The 15,539-nt window shown below is 71.5% G+C and carries 13 protein-coding genes; 10 read left to right on the top strand and 3 right to left on the bottom strand.

Annotation, left to right across the window (positions count from 1 at the left end):
* Positions 1-6: 6 nt before the first annotated feature.
* From BM085_RS00535 to BM085_RS00520, 5 genes are all read left to right on the top strand, one after another.
* Positions 7-1,284 (top strand): AAA family ATPase, encoded by a 1,278-nt coding sequence (locus BM085_RS00535; RefSeq protein ID WP_093885082.1) that lies wholly within the window; start codon positions 7-9, stop codon positions 1,282-1,284.
* Between the two features lie 110 nt (positions 1,285-1,394).
* Positions 1,395-1,847: an RloB family protein gene (locus tag BM085_RS00530; protein ID WP_177244901.1), complete on the top strand. Its 453-nt coding sequence runs from the start codon at positions 1,395-1,397 to the stop codon at positions 1,845-1,847.
* A gap of 296 nt (positions 1,848-2,143) precedes the next feature.
* A complete protein-coding gene (locus BM085_RS44105; protein ID WP_177244900.1) occupies positions 2,144-2,308 on the top strand; it encodes a hypothetical protein in 165 nt (54 codons plus the stop codon).
* 134 nt (positions 2,309-2,442) lie between these two features.
* A complete protein-coding gene (locus BM085_RS00525) occupies positions 2,443-4,140 on the top strand; it encodes a substrate-binding and VWA domain-containing protein (protein ID WP_245789039.1) in 1,698 nt (565 codons plus the stop codon).
* 251 nt (positions 4,141-4,391) lie between these two features.
* Entirely contained in the window at positions 4,392-4,643 is a 252-nt protein-coding gene (locus BM085_RS00520) for a hypothetical protein (protein ID WP_093885079.1), read from the top strand.
* Between the two features lie 79 nt (positions 4,644-4,722).
* Here BM085_RS00520 and BM085_RS00515 read toward each other — a convergent pair whose 3' ends face one another.
* Both BM085_RS00515 and cofD read right to left on the bottom strand, forming a co-directional pair.
* Positions 4,723-6,042: a coenzyme F420-0:L-glutamate ligase gene (locus BM085_RS00515; RefSeq protein WP_093885078.1), complete on the bottom strand. Its 1,320-nt coding sequence runs from the start codon at positions 6,040-6,042 to the stop codon at positions 4,723-4,725.
* A complete protein-coding gene (cofD, locus tag BM085_RS00510; RefSeq protein WP_093885077.1) occupies positions 6,039-7,019 on the bottom strand; it encodes a 2-phospho-L-lactate transferase in 981 nt (326 codons plus the stop codon). The genes BM085_RS00515 and cofD overlap by 4 nt, the downstream gene beginning before the upstream one ends.
* Positions 7,020-7,335: 316 nt before the next feature.
* Between cofD and BM085_RS00505 the strand changes: the two genes are divergently transcribed.
* From BM085_RS00505 to BM085_RS00490, 4 genes are all read left to right on the top strand, one after another.
* Positions 7,336-9,501, top strand: a complete 2,166-nt coding sequence (locus BM085_RS00505) for a hypothetical protein (protein WP_143120751.1) — start codon at positions 7,336-7,338, stop codon at positions 9,499-9,501.
* 223 nt (positions 9,502-9,724) lie between these two features.
* Positions 9,725-9,985: a WhiB family transcriptional regulator gene (locus BM085_RS00500; RefSeq protein WP_012888122.1), complete on the top strand. Its 261-nt coding sequence runs from the start codon at positions 9,725-9,727 to the stop codon at positions 9,983-9,985.
* A gap of 176 nt (positions 9,986-10,161) precedes the next feature.
* Positions 10,162-13,026, top strand: a complete 2,865-nt coding sequence (locus BM085_RS00495; protein WP_093885075.1) for a glycosyltransferase family 2 protein — start codon at positions 10,162-10,164, stop codon at positions 13,024-13,026.
* The gene (locus tag BM085_RS00490; RefSeq protein ID WP_093885074.1) at positions 13,023-14,438 is read left to right on the top strand and encodes a DUF5719 family protein; all 1,416 of its coding nucleotides are present in this window, start codon (positions 13,023-13,025) and stop codon (positions 14,436-14,438) included. The genes BM085_RS00495 and BM085_RS00490 overlap by 4 nt, the downstream gene beginning before the upstream one ends.
* Before the next feature lie 80 nt (positions 14,439-14,518).
* Here BM085_RS00490 and BM085_RS00485 read toward each other — a convergent pair whose 3' ends face one another.
* Positions 14,519-14,914, bottom strand: a complete 396-nt coding sequence (locus BM085_RS00485) for a metallopeptidase family protein (protein WP_051864570.1) — start codon at positions 14,912-14,914, stop codon at positions 14,519-14,521.
* Positions 14,915-15,140: 226 nt separating this feature from the next.
* On the opposite strand from BM085_RS00485, the gene BM085_RS00480 reads away from it, so the two are divergent.
* Entirely contained in the window at positions 15,141-15,509 is a 369-nt protein-coding gene (locus BM085_RS00480) for a DUF3499 domain-containing protein (RefSeq protein ID WP_093885073.1), read from the top strand.
* The last annotated feature ends 30 nt before the right edge of the window (positions 15,510-15,539 follow it).

The raw sequence follows: 15,539 nt of genomic DNA, 5'->3' as shown, positions 1-15,539 counted from the left end.
TCTACGGTGCTGATCCGTTTCCGGGTGGCCAACCACCGGTCCATCCGCGACGAGCATGAGCTGTCCCTGATCGCAACCGAATTCGATGAGGGCGCGGGACGCAGGACCGGTCTCAAGTACCGGGGGCGGGATGTTTCGGCGCAACCCGTAGCGGGTGTGTTCGGAGCCAACGCGTCGGGGAAGTCGAACCTGCTCAGTGGTTTCCGGCTCATGCGCGACGCGGTGCGAGACTCTTTCGCTGACTGGGCCAAGGCGCCGGGGGTGGTTCCCCGGCAGCCCTTCAAGCTCGATCCCGCGTCTCGTGCGGAGACGACCCTGTTCGAGGTGGACCTTGCCCTGGGTCGGGATCCTGTCCGCTATACCTATGGCTTCGAGCTGTCAGATGAGCGAGTGGAGGCGGAGTGGCTTCACGCGTATCCGCATGGCCGCCGCAATGTCTGGTTCGACCGAGAGGCGGACCGTCCGGAGTCGGAAGGCGGAGAGTTCGTCTTCCGGGGAGAGGGCTTCAGAGGAGAACGGGAACCCCTGGTCAAGCTGACCCGCCCGAACGCCCTGTTCCTGTCAGTCGGCGCGACTCTCAACGATCCCCAACTGTCAGCGATACACAGGTGGTTTCTCGACGTCAACCTGTGGTTGGTGACACCGGGAAGGGATCTCAGCGCCCGGGTGGACTGGACCAAGCGGCTCCTGACACGCTCGGATCGGGCGGAAAACTACCATCAGCGGATCACGCAGTTGCTGCAATCGGCCGACTTGGGGGTCACCCGCCTCGACACTGACCCCGAGACCGGTGAAATCAGGTTGTGGCACCGTACCCCGGACGGTGGAGAAACACCGCTGGACTTTCGCACGGAGGAGTCCCTGGGCACCCATGCCTGGTTCGCCTTCCTGGGGCCCATGCTCACCGTGCTCGACCAGGGATCGGTCCTGCTGGTGGACGAATTGGATTCGAGTCTTCACCCCACGCTTGCGGCCGAGGTCGTACGGGTCTTCCAAGATCCCGCATCCAACCCGCGTGGCGCTCAGCTGATCTTCACGACGCACGATGCGACCTTGCTGGGCAGTGAGGTGCTTGACCGACCGCTCAATCGTGATCAGGTGTGGATCACGGTGAAGCAACGCTCAGGGGAGACCGAGCTGTATCCGCTGACAGAGGCCAAGCCGCGCAAGGAGGAGAACCTGGAGCGTGGTTATCTGCGTGGCCGTTACGGTGGGGTGCCGCAGGTCACCGCCGGGAAGATCGTCCGTGAACTGTCCCGGCAAGAGGCGAAGGCGACGGCGTGAGCAAGCGGGCGGGGAAAGAGCAGGAACAGGGAAGGCGGAGAAGGCGCGGGCGTCTGGAAGACGAGCGTTCACTGGCTCCGAGATCCGGCTCCCAGTCGCGTGAGGTGCGGGTGTTGTACGTGGCTTGCGAGGGCGAATCCACGGAACCGGACTACCTGGACTATCTGAACGACCAGTTCGGGGGTGGCGACGGTCAGGGCAGGCAGCCTTTCCGGCTCCAGCCCGTCCCCCGTAGGGGCGGGAGGACACCTTCCGGAATCGTCGAAGCCGTACGGAAGGCCGCAGGTGAGGACGGGGCATGGGCGCTCTTCGACCGCGATCAGTGGAATGACATCCCGCAGGCGATCAAGGCCGCAGCCGACTCCAAGGTCGAGCTCGCGTTCTCACACCCGTCATTCGACCTGTGGTTACTGCTGCACTTCCAGGCATTCGGAGGGGCGCAGAGCGGCAGCAGCAAGATCGTGGTCGAGAAGCTGAGGCAGGCCAAGGGGGCGAACGCCTTCAAGGACTACGGTAAGGGGGGGGCGAGAAGAGCATCAAGGGGGCTCGGCGCGAGGCCCTGAAAGAGCGGGAGGGCAAGGCGATGGCCCATGCCCGGAGCCTGGTGGCCTCCTGCGCTCAAGGGCTCTGCAAGCCCGGCCGTGCGAAGACCGAACCGGTCGGTCACGATGCCGAACCGCAGTCTCCTCAAGATTGGGCGGCCCGTTCCGGGCACGCTCCGGAGTGCCCGGTCCTCCGGCGTGATCCGTCCACCGACGTATGGCGTCTGCTGGCCACACTGGGCATCGGCGGGCAGAAGCCCGGCGAAGGCGCACCCGCAGCGAAGGAAGCGGTTTCTTCTACATCTGCCTAGGCTTCAATGCGGATCTACGGCATCGCGGCGATGGTCGCCCTGACCGGCCGGCCGCTCCGGCAGCGGACCACCTCCTACGGCGTGCCGGACGAGGATCGCCTGGCCGCGGCGGCGGCGAGCGGCGGAGTTTGTCAAAGTGTGCGTAACTTCGTGCCGCTGGGGCGCCTATAACAAGTTCTCTTTTGACTTGCGCGGCGTAAGGGGTTCATTGCGACAATTGTCACTTCCCTGAAGCGAGAGGTCCCCGCGTGCCCTCTTCCGGTCGACACCGTGTGGCCCCCGGCGCCGAGACGCGCCGGGGGCAGGTGCGTCTGCGTCTGTCGCTGGCGGCGGTCGCGGCGGCGGTCGCCCTGACCGGGAGCCTGGTCCTGGCGCTCGGCCCGGCGGAGGGCCGGTGCTCGCCTCGGGACCCGGTGCTGGTCGGCGTCGCCGCCGCGGTGGACATCGCGCCGACGGTCATGGAGGCCGCCGGACGGTTCAACCGGAGCAGGACCGGCGTCGACGGCCGGTGCGTGCTGGTCCAGGTCACCGAACAGCCGCCGGCCACCGTGCTGCGCACCCTGATCGGCGGCACCGCCGGGGTGCTCAGCGAGCGCCCCGACGGCTGGATCACCGACTCCTCGGCCTGGATCCGGCTCGCGCGCAAGCAGGGCGCCGGGAACCTGGCGGGCACCGAGACCGTGATGGCCACCTCACCCCTGGTCTTCGCCACCCGCAAGTCCCTCGCCCAGCGCTTCGCGGTCGGCAAGACCGACATGAACTGGCGGATGGTCTTCCCGGCGACCACCCGGGGCCGGATCCGGCCCAACGCCGACGAGCCCGACGTGGTCCGCGTCCCGGACCCCTCGCTCGCCGGGGCCGGGATCGCCACGGTGGCCGCGGCCAGGGACGTCGTCGGCACCGGGGCGGAGGCCGACCGCTCGCTCACCGCGTTCGTCCGCTGGGCCCAGGCGGGTTCGGCGCCCGACTACCGGAGCATGCTCGCCGCGGTCGACGACCGCTCCTTCTGGCAGCGCCCGGTGGTGATCGTCCCCGAGCAGTCGGTGTGGACGCACAACCGCCTGCCGTCCGGCGACCCGGTGGTCGCGCTCCATCCCCGCGAGGGGACCATCAACCTGGACTACCCCTACGTGGTCACCTCCGCCGACAGCACGAAGGCGAGTGGATCGCGGGCCTTCGCCACCTGGCTGCGCTCTCCGGAGACCCAGGACGCCGTACGGCGGGCGGGCTTCCGCTCGGCGGACGGCGCCCAGGGGCCGTACTCGCCCGGACCCGAGATCCCCACCGAGGCGCCCCGCACCCGGCCGGCCATCCTGCCCGCGATGATCGACGAGGCGCTGGAGGCCTGGAGCAGGCTGGCCCCGCCGACCAACATCCTGGTCCTGGCCGACACCGGCAAGCACATGGCCCAGCCGATCAAGGGAGAGAAGGGCAGGACCAAGCTCACCGTCGCGCTCGAAGCGGCCAGGCTGGGCCTGCAGCTCTTCCCCAACTCCACCCACATGGGCATGTGGGAGTTCGCCGCGGCCAAGGGCAAGGACCACCGTGAGCGGGTACGGCTCGGCCCGATCCTGGAGCCCGACGGGGGACAGGTCATCCGGCGCAGCCGCCTGGAGGAGCTGACCCGCACCCTGCGCGCCGACCCGAAGCTGCCCAGCTCCCTCTACGACTCGATCCTCGCCGGGTTCCGCGAGGTGACCGACTCCTACGACGAGGGGATGAACAACACCCTGCTCGTCATCACCGCGGGCAGGGACGACGCCAAGGGGCTGTCGAGCGGCGAGCTGGCGGAGCGGCTCAGAGACGAGTGGGACCCGGTGCGCCCGGTCCAGATCGTCGTGCTGGCCTTCGGCGACGACCTGGACCGCGCCGCCCTCGGGCAGGTGACGGGCATCACCAACGGCTCCCTGCACATCGCCCGGGAGCCCAACGAGATCATCGACGTCTTCCTGTCCGCCCTGGCCCGCCGCCTGTGCCATCCCACGTGTCCCAAGGCTCCGTGACCGCCCGTCCGGGCGGTTGCCCACGGCGGGGCGAAGGAGATAGTTCTTGGCATTTCTGTAGTCATTGGACTACTCTTGGTGACGAAATCCTGCTTCCTCGTGTCGGAGGGCGTCGATGGACACTGCAGACGGTCGGATCCTGATGCTCATCGTGATCGTCACGATCGTGTTCGCCATCGCGCGGCTGTCGTAGCCGTCCGCCCGCTTCCCGTGATGAGACCCTGCTTCTCCCCCAAGGTAGGTGTGCGCCGATGGGCAGCTCGGACGGCCGGATCCTGATCCTCGTCGTGATCGCGACGGTCGTGTTCTTCGTCGGCCGGCGTTTCCAGCGGACGCTGGACACCTGGGCGGGATGGGGTAAGGCGATCCAGGCGGCGGCCGAGGCGGCGGGGAAGATCCCGGGCGCGAAGTCGGCCGCGTGGGCGGCGGTCCGGGGCATGATCGGGGTCGGCCTGCTGGCGCTGATCCTGGTCGCGGTGGTCGCGAACGCGATCCGGCAGTGACGGAGTTCCGAGGGCGCCGTTCCGTCGGCGGGCATGGCCGACGGCGGAACGGCGGCACCCGGCGCGGCGCTCCGGGACGCTAGCGGACGACGATGAAATCGGCCGCCCGCCGAGGCGCGCGGTCGCGGGGCGGGGCGGCCGGATGGCCGATCGCCACGGCGCCCATCGGGTCCCAGCCCGGGGGCAGGTCGAGCACCTCGCGGACCACGTCGCGGCAGAACATGGTGGAGGAGACCCAGGCCGAGCCCAGCCCCTCCACCGCGAGCTGGACCAGGAAGTTCTCGACCCCGGCGCCCGTCGCGACCACGAACATCTCCCGCTCGGCCGCGTTGCGCCGGTCGTCGCGGTAGGTGTGCGAGCCGTCCATGACCAGGCACGGCACCGCGAGGTACGGCGCGGCGCGCAACACGTCTCCGCGCCGGATCCGCCTGGCGATCGACTCCTCGGAGAAACCGTCGCCGCGCAGGTCGGCGATCCACGCCTCGCGCATGGCGTCGAGCAGCTTCTCCCGGATCCCGGCGGACTCCAGCAGGACGAACCGCCACGGAGTCGTGTGGTGCGGGGCGGGGGCGGCGATCGCGGCGTCCACCGCCCGGCGGACCTTGGCCCCGTCCACCGGCTCGCCGGAGAACTCGCGGATGGTCCTGCGGGCGAAGACCACGTCGCGCGAGCCGTAGCGGAACATGTCGTCCTCGGACTGGCGGACCAGCTCGCGGATCCCCGGGCCGTCCTCCTCGGTGGTGTATTCGGCCATGCCCCGGATCACCGCCACCGGAGTCTGCGCGAGCTTGCCCTTGACCAGGTCTCCGGCCGCGGCGAACTCGTCGGCGACCGCGGTCAGGGTGACCTCCAGCGCGTTTCCGTGGTCGTCGGACATGCCCCGGTAGTCGAGCGCGGGGGTCACGCCCGCCACACCGATGGCGAGATCGGTCTGGCCGTTGCGCCAGGGGCGGCCGAAGGTGTCGGAGACGATCACGCCGACCGGCACGCCGAGCCGTTCCCGGATGCTCGCCCGGATGGCCGCGGCGGAGGCGTCCGGGTCGACGGGCAGCAGCACGACGGTGCCGGGCTCGGTGTTGGAGGCGTCCACCCCGGCGGCGGCCATGACGAACCCGTGCGCGGTCTGCGCGATCACCGTCTCGCCCCGGCGGGCGACGACCCGTGTGGTCTCGGCGGCGATCGCCTCGTTCCGGCTGTCACCCCGGCGGACCCGGCCCTCGGCCTTGCTGGAGATCTTCGAGGTGACCACGAGGATGTCGCCGTCACGCAGGTCGGGCATGGCCGTGGCGATCAGCTCGCCGATGTCGTCGCCCTCCCGCACCTCGGGGATCCCGGGGACGGGGAAGATCTCCAGCCTGGCGTCGGCCCGGTTGTCGTGCTTGCGGCGGATCCTGCTCACCGGGCGTCCTCACCCTGCGGCGCGGTGGATCCACCCGGCCGGGCCGCGAGCTCGGTGGCCAGGTCGAGGGCGGCACGGGCGATGGCGGCGGCGGACTCGACATCATGCATGATCAGCGGGCGGGCCTGGACGCGGACGCCGTCGAGGGCGACCCCGCCGTCCTCCTCGGCGACCAGCCAGCCGTTCACCAGCGGTGAGCCGTACAGCTCCAGGACCGCCTGGGCGGTGGTGTCCACGCCGATCGCGGTGAGGCAGGCGTCGGCCATGCCGCGGACCGGGGCGCCGCCGACGATGGGGGAGACCCCGACGACCGTCTTGGTCTCCAGGGCCTCGCGGACGCCCTTGATCTGCAGGATCGTGCCGATGCTGACCACCGGGTTGGACGGCGGCAGGATCACCACGTCGGCCTCGGCGATGGCCTCCAGCACGCCGGGGGCGGGGCGGGCCTGGTCCGCGCCGACCAGGATGATCTGCTCGGCCGGGACGGAGGCGCGCAGCCGCACCCACCACTCCTGGAAGTGGACGGCCCGGCGGCCCTGCCCGTCGGAGATGACCACGTGGGTCTCGGTCCGGTCGTCGCTCATCGGGATCAGCCGCACGCCCGGCTCCCAGCGCGCGCACAGTGCCTCGGTGACCGCGGACAGCGGGTAACCGGCCTTGAGCATCTGGGTGCGCACGATGTGGGTGGCGAAGTCGCGGTCTCCCAGGCCGAACCACTGCGGTTCGACGCCGTAGGCGGCCAGCTCCTCCTTGACGACGTGGGTCTCCTCCCGCCGGCCCCAGCCCTGCTCCTCGTCGATACCGCCGCCCAGGGTGTACATCACGGTGTCCAGGTCGGGGCAGACCTGCAGGCCGTAGAGGGTGATGTCGTCACCGGTGTTGCCGATGACGGTGATCTCTGAGTCGGGGGCCGCGGTGAGCAGGCCGCGGAGGAAACGGGCGCCGCCGATTCCGCCGGCGAGGGACACGATGCGCATGCCGTCCAGTCTTCCACTGCCTCGGACGCGCCGGTCCGAAGGGCTTGCCGCCGGGATCGGCGGCGCCTTGTCTTGATCGTTACGAGGACTGTCTTCGCTGGCAGGGTTACCTCGGGGGGTGCCCGAAATATATGCCAATAGGGTGCAATGAAACACATAAGGGATTCATGGGGTTCTTGGGTCGCCCGACACCAAAGGCAGCCATGTGCGAAACTGACCGGGGTTTACCAAAGGACCCATGGGGGTAGATGTGATCAACCTCGAGGCAGGCCGGCTCCGAGAACCGGCCGCGTGGCTCATGACCGCCATCGCGTCCATGAGCGTTCTCGTCGGCGTCGAGCGGCTGCTGTTCGGGGGATCCTCCTTGGGCGGATCGTCCTTCGGCCTGCGCGCGGCCGGATACATGGATGACTTCACCTCGCCGGTCACCGTGGCGCTGTCGGTCGGCGCCGTGCTGCTGGCCAGCCATCTCGGCCCGGTGATCGCGCGGCTGAAGGTGATGGTCTACGTGGCCGTGGCCACGCTCGGACTCGCCGCACTGTTCGGCGTGGTCGGGCTGTTCGGCGGGCTGTTCAGCGGCGACCTGGACTTCGGGCGGAAGATCGAGTTCTTCCTCGTCGGCCTGCCCAGCCTGGCCCTGGCTGTGGTCGCGCTGCTCTACCTGCTGCCCAAGGCGGCCCCGGCCGCCTCCGGCCCGGCGGGCTTCCGCTCCGAGAACGGCTTCGACCGCCCCCAGGAGCAGTACGTCTCCCCGGGGCACGCCTCGCAGGGCGGGCAGGCCTACCCCCAGGGCGGTCAGGTTCCCCAGCAGGGTTTCCAGCCGCAGGACCAGGCTTTCCAGGGCGGACAGGCCTACCCACAGGGCGGTCAGGCTCCTCAGCAGGGCTTCCAGCCGCAGGACCAGGCGCAGCAGCAGGGCTTCCAGCCGCAGGACCAGGCGCAGCAGCAGGGCTTCCAGCCGCAGGACCAGGCGCAGCAGGGCGGTCACGCCTACCAGCAGGGTGGCCACCCCCAGCCGCAGGCCCAGCCCGCGTCCGCCCCCCAGCAGGGTTTCCAGCCGCAGGACCAGGCTTTCCAGGGCGGACAGGCCTACCCACAGGGCGGTCAGGCTCCTCAGCAGGGCTTCCAGCCCCAGGACCAGGCGCAGCAGCAGGGTTTCCAGTCCCAAGAGCAGATGCCGCAGCAGCAGGGTTTCCAGCCGCAGGACCAGATGCAGCAGGGCGGTCACGCCTACCAGCAGGGTGGCCACTCCCAGCCGCAGGGCGGCCATTCCCCGCAGGCCCAGCCCGCACCCGCCCCCCAGCTTCCCTACAGCCAGCCGGCGCTTCCGCCCGCGCCCAGCTCCGCCGGCCCAGACAACTACGGTGCCTCCGACAACTACGGTGCCTCCGACGGTTACGGCCGGCAGCAGGCGCACGGCTATGCCCAGCCGACCGGCGACGGATACTCCCAGGCCGCCTACACGCCGCCGGCGCAGGATCAGCCGTACGGGAACCAGGCCGCCTCCTACGCCCCGGCGCAGCCCGCCCCGCAGGCACTGCCCGCCGCCCCGGCCGAGCCCTACACCCCGAGCCCGTACGTCGCCGCCGACGTCCAGCCCCCGGCCCCGGCCAGGCCGTACGAGCCGCCGGTCACGGCATACGATCCCCCGATCTACGCCACGCCCGCCGAGCAGCAGCCGCAGGCCCCGCTCTACGCCGAGCCCCAGCACTCGGGCTACGGCCAGCCGGCCGAGCCCCAGCACTCGGGCTACGGCCAGCCGGCCGACGCTCAGCTCCCCGGCTACGCTCCGCAGCCCGAGCAGCAGCAGCCCCCCTTCTACCAGGCTCAGCCCGAGGCGTACCAGGCTCAGCCCGAGGCGCCCGCGCCGTACACGCCGGCCGACGCCCAGCCGCGCGTGTCCTTCGACAGCCAGGCGCAGCCGTCCTTCCCGCAGCCGCCGGAGAACTACGGCCAGCCGTTCGGCGGCTACTCCGGTGCGGAGTTCGCCCGGCCGACCGAGCCGAACCTGCACTACCCGGCGCCCGACCCGGTCGACCCCCGCTCCCAGCAGATGGCCCAGGCCTACCAGCAGGCGGAGTCCTACCAGCAGCAGACCCAGGGCGGAGAGCCGCAGCTACGGGTCCCGGAGTACGGCGCCTCGCAGGCGGGCGGGTCCTACGACGACCCGTTCGGCCACCCGCAGACCCCGCAGGCCCCGCCCGCCGCGCAGCCGTACCAGCAGCAGGGCGGTCATCAGTGGGACCCGCCGGCGGACGCGACGCTCCGGTTCGACCCGAGCGCCTACCAGGGAGATCCGCTCAACGATCCCAACGCCGGGCGCAACTCCTGGGACTCGCAGCCGGCCATAGACCCCACCGCGATCTACAAGCCGGAGCGCTCGGCTCAGGTCACGGGTGAGGAAATCCCCGATAGAGAGAGGGTGGGCCCGGGTCAGGAGCAGAACATGTCCTGGTACGGTTCCGACCGCCGAGAGCACTGAACCGCCAGGCGATCGTCACGATCGCTTGGCGCGGGCGCCGTCGTCGCAGGCACACGACCCAGAACCGGGGAGAGCAGGTCTTTCCCCGGATACCGGCATGCCGCTTGACGCCACACTGGCCACGCGCGTGTAATTACACACGTGTTGTTACGCCTTCCTCTGGGTGGGTAAGAGGGAGGCGTTCATAGGGGGGCTCCATTTGCGGGCGGCAGGGAGGTGTGCAGTGGCCGACCTGGTCATCGCACAGGACAGCATCGCTGAAGAGCAGCTTGGCTGGCAGGAACGCGCCTTGTGTGCGCAGACCGACCCGGAGGCGTTCTTCCCGGAGAAGGGCGGATCCACACGGGAGGCCAAGAAGGTTTGCCGCTCCTGCGAAGTACGTGCCGAGTGCCTTGAGTACGCACTTGAGCATGACGAGCGGTTCGGCATCTGGGGTGGGCTTTCCGAGCGGGAACGCCGCCGGATCAAGCGTGAGGCAGTCTGAGAGGCAATCCGTGGCGCTCGCCGAGAGCGCTTGACGATATTTCGTGGGTCACGTGACCACAGGTCACGTGACCCTTTTTCCAGCCGCTTGCCCCTTTTTTCATCTGCGCGGTATAGCCGGACATAGGGTGTCGTATCGTTGTCGCGCCGATCATCCCCCTCCTGAACACGGGACGCATGTCCATCACCGACTCCCCCCGTCTCCACCCCACCGTCACCGCGATCGTCGTCTCCCACGACGGCGCCCGATGGCTGCGGGAGACCCTTGACGCGCTGCTCGGGCAGACCCGGCCGGTGGACCGTGCCGTCGGAGTGGACAACGGCAGCCGGGACGGCAGCGCCGCGCTGCTGACCGGCGTGCTCGGCCCGAACGCCGTGCTCACCCTCCCGCGTTCGACGAGCTTCGGGCAGGCCGTCGCCGAGGTGCTCGACCGGCTGGGGCCCGCCGGCGGGCGGGAGTGGATCTGGCTGCTGCACGACGACTGCGCGCCGGACGCCGACGCGCTGCAGAACCTGCTCCGGGCCGCCGAGCAGGATCCCAAGGCCGGGGTGCTCGGCCCCAAACTCCGTGACTGGCTGGACCGGCGGCTCCTGCTGGAGGTCGGCGTCACCGTCGACCGGACGGGCCGCCGGGACACCGGCCTGGAGGCCCGGGAGTTCGACCAGGGGCAGTACGACGGCGTCCGGGACGTGCTCTCGGTCTCCACCGCGGGGATGCTGATCCGCCGGGACGTCTGGGACGAGGTCGGCGGGCTCGACCCCTTCCTGCCGCTGTTCCGTGACGACCTGGACCTGTGCTGGCGGGTGCGGGCCGCCGGGCACCGGGTGCAGAACGTCACCCAGGCGGTCGCCTGGCACGCCGAGGCCGCCACCCGGCGGCGCCGCCGCATCACCGTCAGCGGCGACCACCCCCGCCGCCTGGACCGTCGCAACGCCATCTTCGTGGTCATGGCGAACCTGCCGTTCTGGCCGCTGATGTGGGCGCTGGTCCGCAACCTCCTCAGCTCGGCCTTCCGCACGCTGCTGTTCCTGGTGGCGAAACAGCCCGCCGACGCGCTGGACGAGATCGCCGCGATCGGCTCGGTGCTCGGCCATCCCATCCGGATGATCAAGGCTCGCCGGGCGCGGGCCAAGGGCCGTAAACAGCACCACGCGGCGATCAAACGGCTGCTCACCCCGCCGGGCGCGGGGTACCGGCGCCTGTCGGACCGGTTCCAGAGCTACCTGGCAGGGACCGGCTTCGTGGAGTCCGCCGGGCGCCACCACGCCATGACCGCCTCACAGGAGGACGGCGAGGAACTGCTCACCGACGCCGGGGCGCTCCAGCGGATCTTCAGCAACCCGGGCGTGCTGCTCTTCCTCGCGCTCGCCGTGGTCACGCTGGTCGCCGAGCGCGGGCTGATCGGCGGCACCCGGCTGGGCGGCGGCGCGCTCGTCCCGGTGATCGGCGGATCCTCCGACCTGTGGGACCTCTACCTTGAGAGCTACCACCAGGCGGGCCTGGGGAGCGACGCCTGGGCTCCTCCGTACGTCGCGGTGCTGGCCGCGCTCTCCACCGTGCTGTTCGGCAAGACCTGGCTCGCGGTCTCGGTGCTGCTGCTGGGCTGCGTGCCGCTGGCCGGGTTCTCCGCCTACGCGGCGACCCGGTCGATGATCTCGGGCCGGTGGACCCGCATCTGGCTGGCCTCCTCCTACGCGCTCCTCCCGGTGGCCACCGGCGCGGTCGCCGCCGGACGGCTAGGCACCGCCGTGGTCTTCGTGCTGCTGCCCGTCTACGCGGCGCTGGCCACCGCCCTGCTCACCGGCGAGGGCCGCCGGGCCCGCCGCGCCGCCTGGGGCCTCGGTCTCCTCCTCGCGGTCGGTACGGCTTTCGCCCCGCTGGTCTACCCTCTGACACTCGTCCTCGGCGCCCTGGCCGCGCTGGCCTTCCCCCGCCGGGGCGTCGCCGTCTCGGTGATCATCGCCTTCGGCGTCCCGGTGGCGCTGCTGTTCCCCTGGCTGGCGCAGGTGCTCGGCAACCCGGGCCAGCTCCTGCTGGAGGCCGGGCTGCACCAGCTCGCCCTGGTCGACGCCGCCCTGCCCGCCCAGTCGCTGCTGACCCTCAGCCCCGGCGGCCCCGGCATGCCGCCGCTCTGGGTGACCGGCGGTCTCATCTCCGCCTGCCTGGCCGCGCTGCTGATGCGCCGCAACCGGATGGTCATCGCGATCGGCTGGGGTGTGGCGCTCTTCGGCGTGCTGGTGGCGATCCTGGTCAGCCGGACCCCTGTCACCTCCCTGAACGGCGACGCCGTGGCCCCGGCCTGGCCGGGCGTGCCGCTGGCCTTCGCCGCCACCGGCATGCTCGTGGTGGCCGCGCTCACCGCCGACCGGGTCGTCGAGTTCCGGGCGGCGGGCGGGTTGCGCAGGGTCACCGCGTTCGTCGTCGTGGCGGTCGCCTTCTCCACGCCGCTGCTCGCGGCGGGCATGTGGATCACCCGGGGCGTGGACGGGCCGATCAGCGGGAACGTGCGCGACGTGGTCCCCGCCCTGGTGGCGGTCAACTCGGGCAACGGCGAGCGGACCCTGCTCCTGCGCACCAGGGAGGACGGCCTGACCTTCACCGTGCTGCGCGGCCGTACGCCGGTGGTCGGCGAGTCCGACATCCCCATGCCGCAGGGCGTCCGCGAGCGCGTCGGCGTCGCGGCGGCCGGGCTGGTCTCCGGCCGGGGCGGTGACGACGCCCGCGTGCTGGCCGCCCACGGCGTGCAGTTCGTCGTGGTGGCCGCGCCGGTGAGCCCGGAGATCAGCCACGCGCTGGACTCCCAGCCCGCCCTGGCCAGGATGAGCCTGTCCCGGGCGCTCGGCGTGTGGCGGCTGACCCAGCCGGTCGCGGCGGCCCCGGCCCCGGAGGGCGACCCCTGGCACGGCCGCTGGCTCTGGGTCCAGGCCGCGATCCTGCTGGTCGTCTCGGTCCTGGCCGCGCCCGGCTCGCGGACCGACGCCGCCGACGGCTACGCCTCCCCGGACCTGTCGGAGCCCTCAAGAGAGCTGGCCCCCCGGTGAAATCCCTGATCGAGAACCGGTTCGGCCTGCTCGGCCTCGTTCTGGTGGCCCTGCTCGCCCTGTACGGCGTGGCCTTCGCGACCCAGCCGAAGGCCGCCGCCAGGCCCGCGCCCGGCCCGCAGAGGGTGCCCGTCGTCTCCGTGACGGCCATCTGCCCCGATCCCGCCGAGACCACCGTCGGCGTCATCACCCCGCCGGGCGGGACGGGGCCGGGCGCCACGACGCTCCGCACCGGGGACAGGACCCTCGCCGACCTCGACACCACCGGCAACCTCTGGCACGAGCAGGTCCCCGCCAAGTCGGGACCGCTGCTGGTGGCGTCGACGGGGAGCATGGCCGCGGGCATGGAGGCCGAGCAGACCCGGAGGGAGACCTCGGGCGACCGGCGGGGGCTGGCGGGGGTGCGGTGCGTGGAGCCGGTGGCGAGCACCTGGCTGGTCGGGCCGGGCCCGGCCGCGGCCGACGTCACGCTCCACCTCACCAACGCCGACCCCGCCCCGGCCATCGCGGAGATCATGATCTACTCCGGCGAGGGCCCGGTGGTCAGCGACTCCGGCGGCGTGTTCACGCTCAAGCCGGGCGAGAGCCGTACGGTCAAGCTCAAGGACCTGGCCCCCTCGCCGCTCGTCATGGCCGTCGAGGTGCGCACCACCTCCGGCCGGGTCGCCGCCGCCGCCCGGGCGGTCATGCGCGGCGGCCGGGGCGTCGACTGGCTGCCGGTCTCCGCCGCTCCGGCCACCCGCGTCGTGGTGCCGGGCGTCCCCGGCGGCGGGGGCAGACGCGAGCTGTACGTCGCCTCCGCCGGCGAGTCCGACACCCTGGTCGAGGTCAAGGCGCTCACCCCGGACGGGACCTACGCCCTCAAGGACCGTGAGCTGGTGGAGGTCCCCGCGGGGTCGGTCGCCACCCTCGACCTGTCCAGCGCCATCGGCGGGCAGCCCTCCGCGCTCCTGCTCACCTCGGACACGCCGATCGTGGCCGGGGTGGCCGTCACCGGCACCGGTAAGAAGAGCGACGTGGCCTTCACCGCCGGGGCGGCGCCGATCGACCTGGGCAGCGTGGTCGCCGACAACCGGACGGGCAAGAAGAAGAGCTCCCGGCTGCTGCTGACCGCACCGGACGCGGCCGGGAAGGTGAGCGTCCAGGTGCTGCCGCGCAAGGGCGAGGCGCCGGAGCCCTTCGAGGTGGCCGTCACCGGCTCGCACACCAAGGAGGTCAAGCTGCCCAAGGTGGACGGCGCCTTCGCGGTGGTCGTGCTTCCGCTGCCGGGCTCCGGCCCGGTGTACGGCGGGCGGGTGATGGACGAGAGCGTCAAGGGCGGCCTGCTGCTGACCGCCCAGCCGCTGGCGTCCGCGCGCATGTGGGCGCTGGTCCCGCCGATCACCGAGTCCGTGGCGGCCGTGCTGCCCTAGCCGCACTCGACGGTCTTCCGCCGATCAGCCGGCTGTCACCGACGGCATGACCGAGTGCGCCCAGCGGCCCGCGGGGCCGTTCAGTCGCGCTCGTCGTAGCCGGGGTCCACCGTCTCGGGGGACAGGCCCAGCAGCCCGGCGACCTGCTCCACCACCGCGTCGTGCACCATCGCGCCGAGCTGGTCGCGGTCACGGGCCCGCGCCTCCAGGGGGCGCCGGTAGATGATCACGACGGCCGGGCGCTTCCCGACGGCGGGCTCGGCCCGGCCGAACGGGATCGGCTCGCCGGTGAGCAGTCCGGGCCCGTCGCCCAGGTGGCTGATCGGCGGAACCTCCTCGACCGCGAACTCCACCGCCGACAGCTGCTTGCCCCAGCGGGGCTTGAGCCGGTCCACCGCGTCCAGGACGAAGTCGTCGAAGCGCTCGCTGCGCGACTTGGCGATCGGCACGTGGGAGGGCGCCAGGGGGCCGCGCATACCACGGCCGTGCCGGTCGCGTCTGCGGGGAGGGCGGGGTCTGCCGGGTGCCGAGCTCACGGGCCAAGCTTAGACGCGCCCAGCGGAGGGGCGGGAAGGGGTGGTGACAGGGGCGTAAGCCGTACAGGCGGGTGGAAGGTGGGACACGTGTCCGAATTGTGGCGACACGCTCGTTAAGAGCGCTCAGATAGTGGCGCCTCGGACGCTTACCGGATACGGTCCCACCGTGAGCCCCGTCCGCCGCTGTTCCCGCACCGCGTGCAGTCAGCCTGCCGTATTCACGCTCACGTACGTCTACGCCGATTCGACCGCCGTTCTCGGGCCCTTGGCGACGTACGCCGAGCCGCACTGTTATGACCTGTGCGCCGAGCATGCCGAGCGGTTGACCGCACCCCGCGGCTGGGAGGTCGTCCGTCTTCCCACCGACGGCGCACCGCCCAGCACGGACGACCTGGAAGCCCTCGCCAACGCGGTCCGCGAGGCCGCCAGACCCGCTCCCACCGGCGGCACCGAGCCGGTCGGCCAGGGAATCGAGGTGGGCCGCCGCGGCCACCTGCGGGTGCTCCGTTCCGCTCAGCCCCAGCGCGACCGCTGACCCGACTAGGCTGGGGTCAGCAGACACGAC

The sequence above is a fragment of the Streptosporangium canum genome (assembly GCF_900113865.1).
In the GTDB taxonomy this organism is placed as follows: Bacteria; Actinomycetota; Actinomycetes; order Streptosporangiales; family Streptosporangiaceae; genus Streptosporangium; species Streptosporangium canum.
This window is presented reverse-complemented; position numbering and strand designations above follow the sequence as displayed.

Excerpts from the sequence above, each read along its gene's own strand:
- cofD (WP_093885077.1), bottom strand. The coding sequence starts at position 7,019 with ATGCGCATCGTGTCCCTCGCCGGCGGAATCGGCGGCGCCCGTTTCCTC.
- BM085_RS00505 (WP_143120751.1), top strand. The coding sequence starts at position 7,336 with ATGAGCGTTCTCGTCGGCGTCGAGCGGCTGCTGTTCGGGGGATCCTCC.
- BM085_RS44105 (WP_177244900.1), top strand. The coding sequence starts at position 2,144 with ATGCGGATCTACGGCATCGCGGCGATGGTCGCCCTGACCGGCCGGCCG.
- BM085_RS00495 (WP_093885075.1), top strand. The coding sequence starts at position 10,162 with ATGTCCATCACCGACTCCCCCCGTCTCCACCCCACCGTCACCGCGATC.
- BM085_RS00485 (WP_051864570.1), bottom strand. The coding sequence starts at position 14,914 with ATGCGCGGCCCCCTGGCGCCCTCCCACGTGCCGATCGCCAAGTCGCGC.
- BM085_RS00520 (WP_093885079.1), top strand. The coding sequence starts at position 4,392 with ATGGGCAGCTCGGACGGCCGGATCCTGATCCTCGTCGTGATCGCGACG.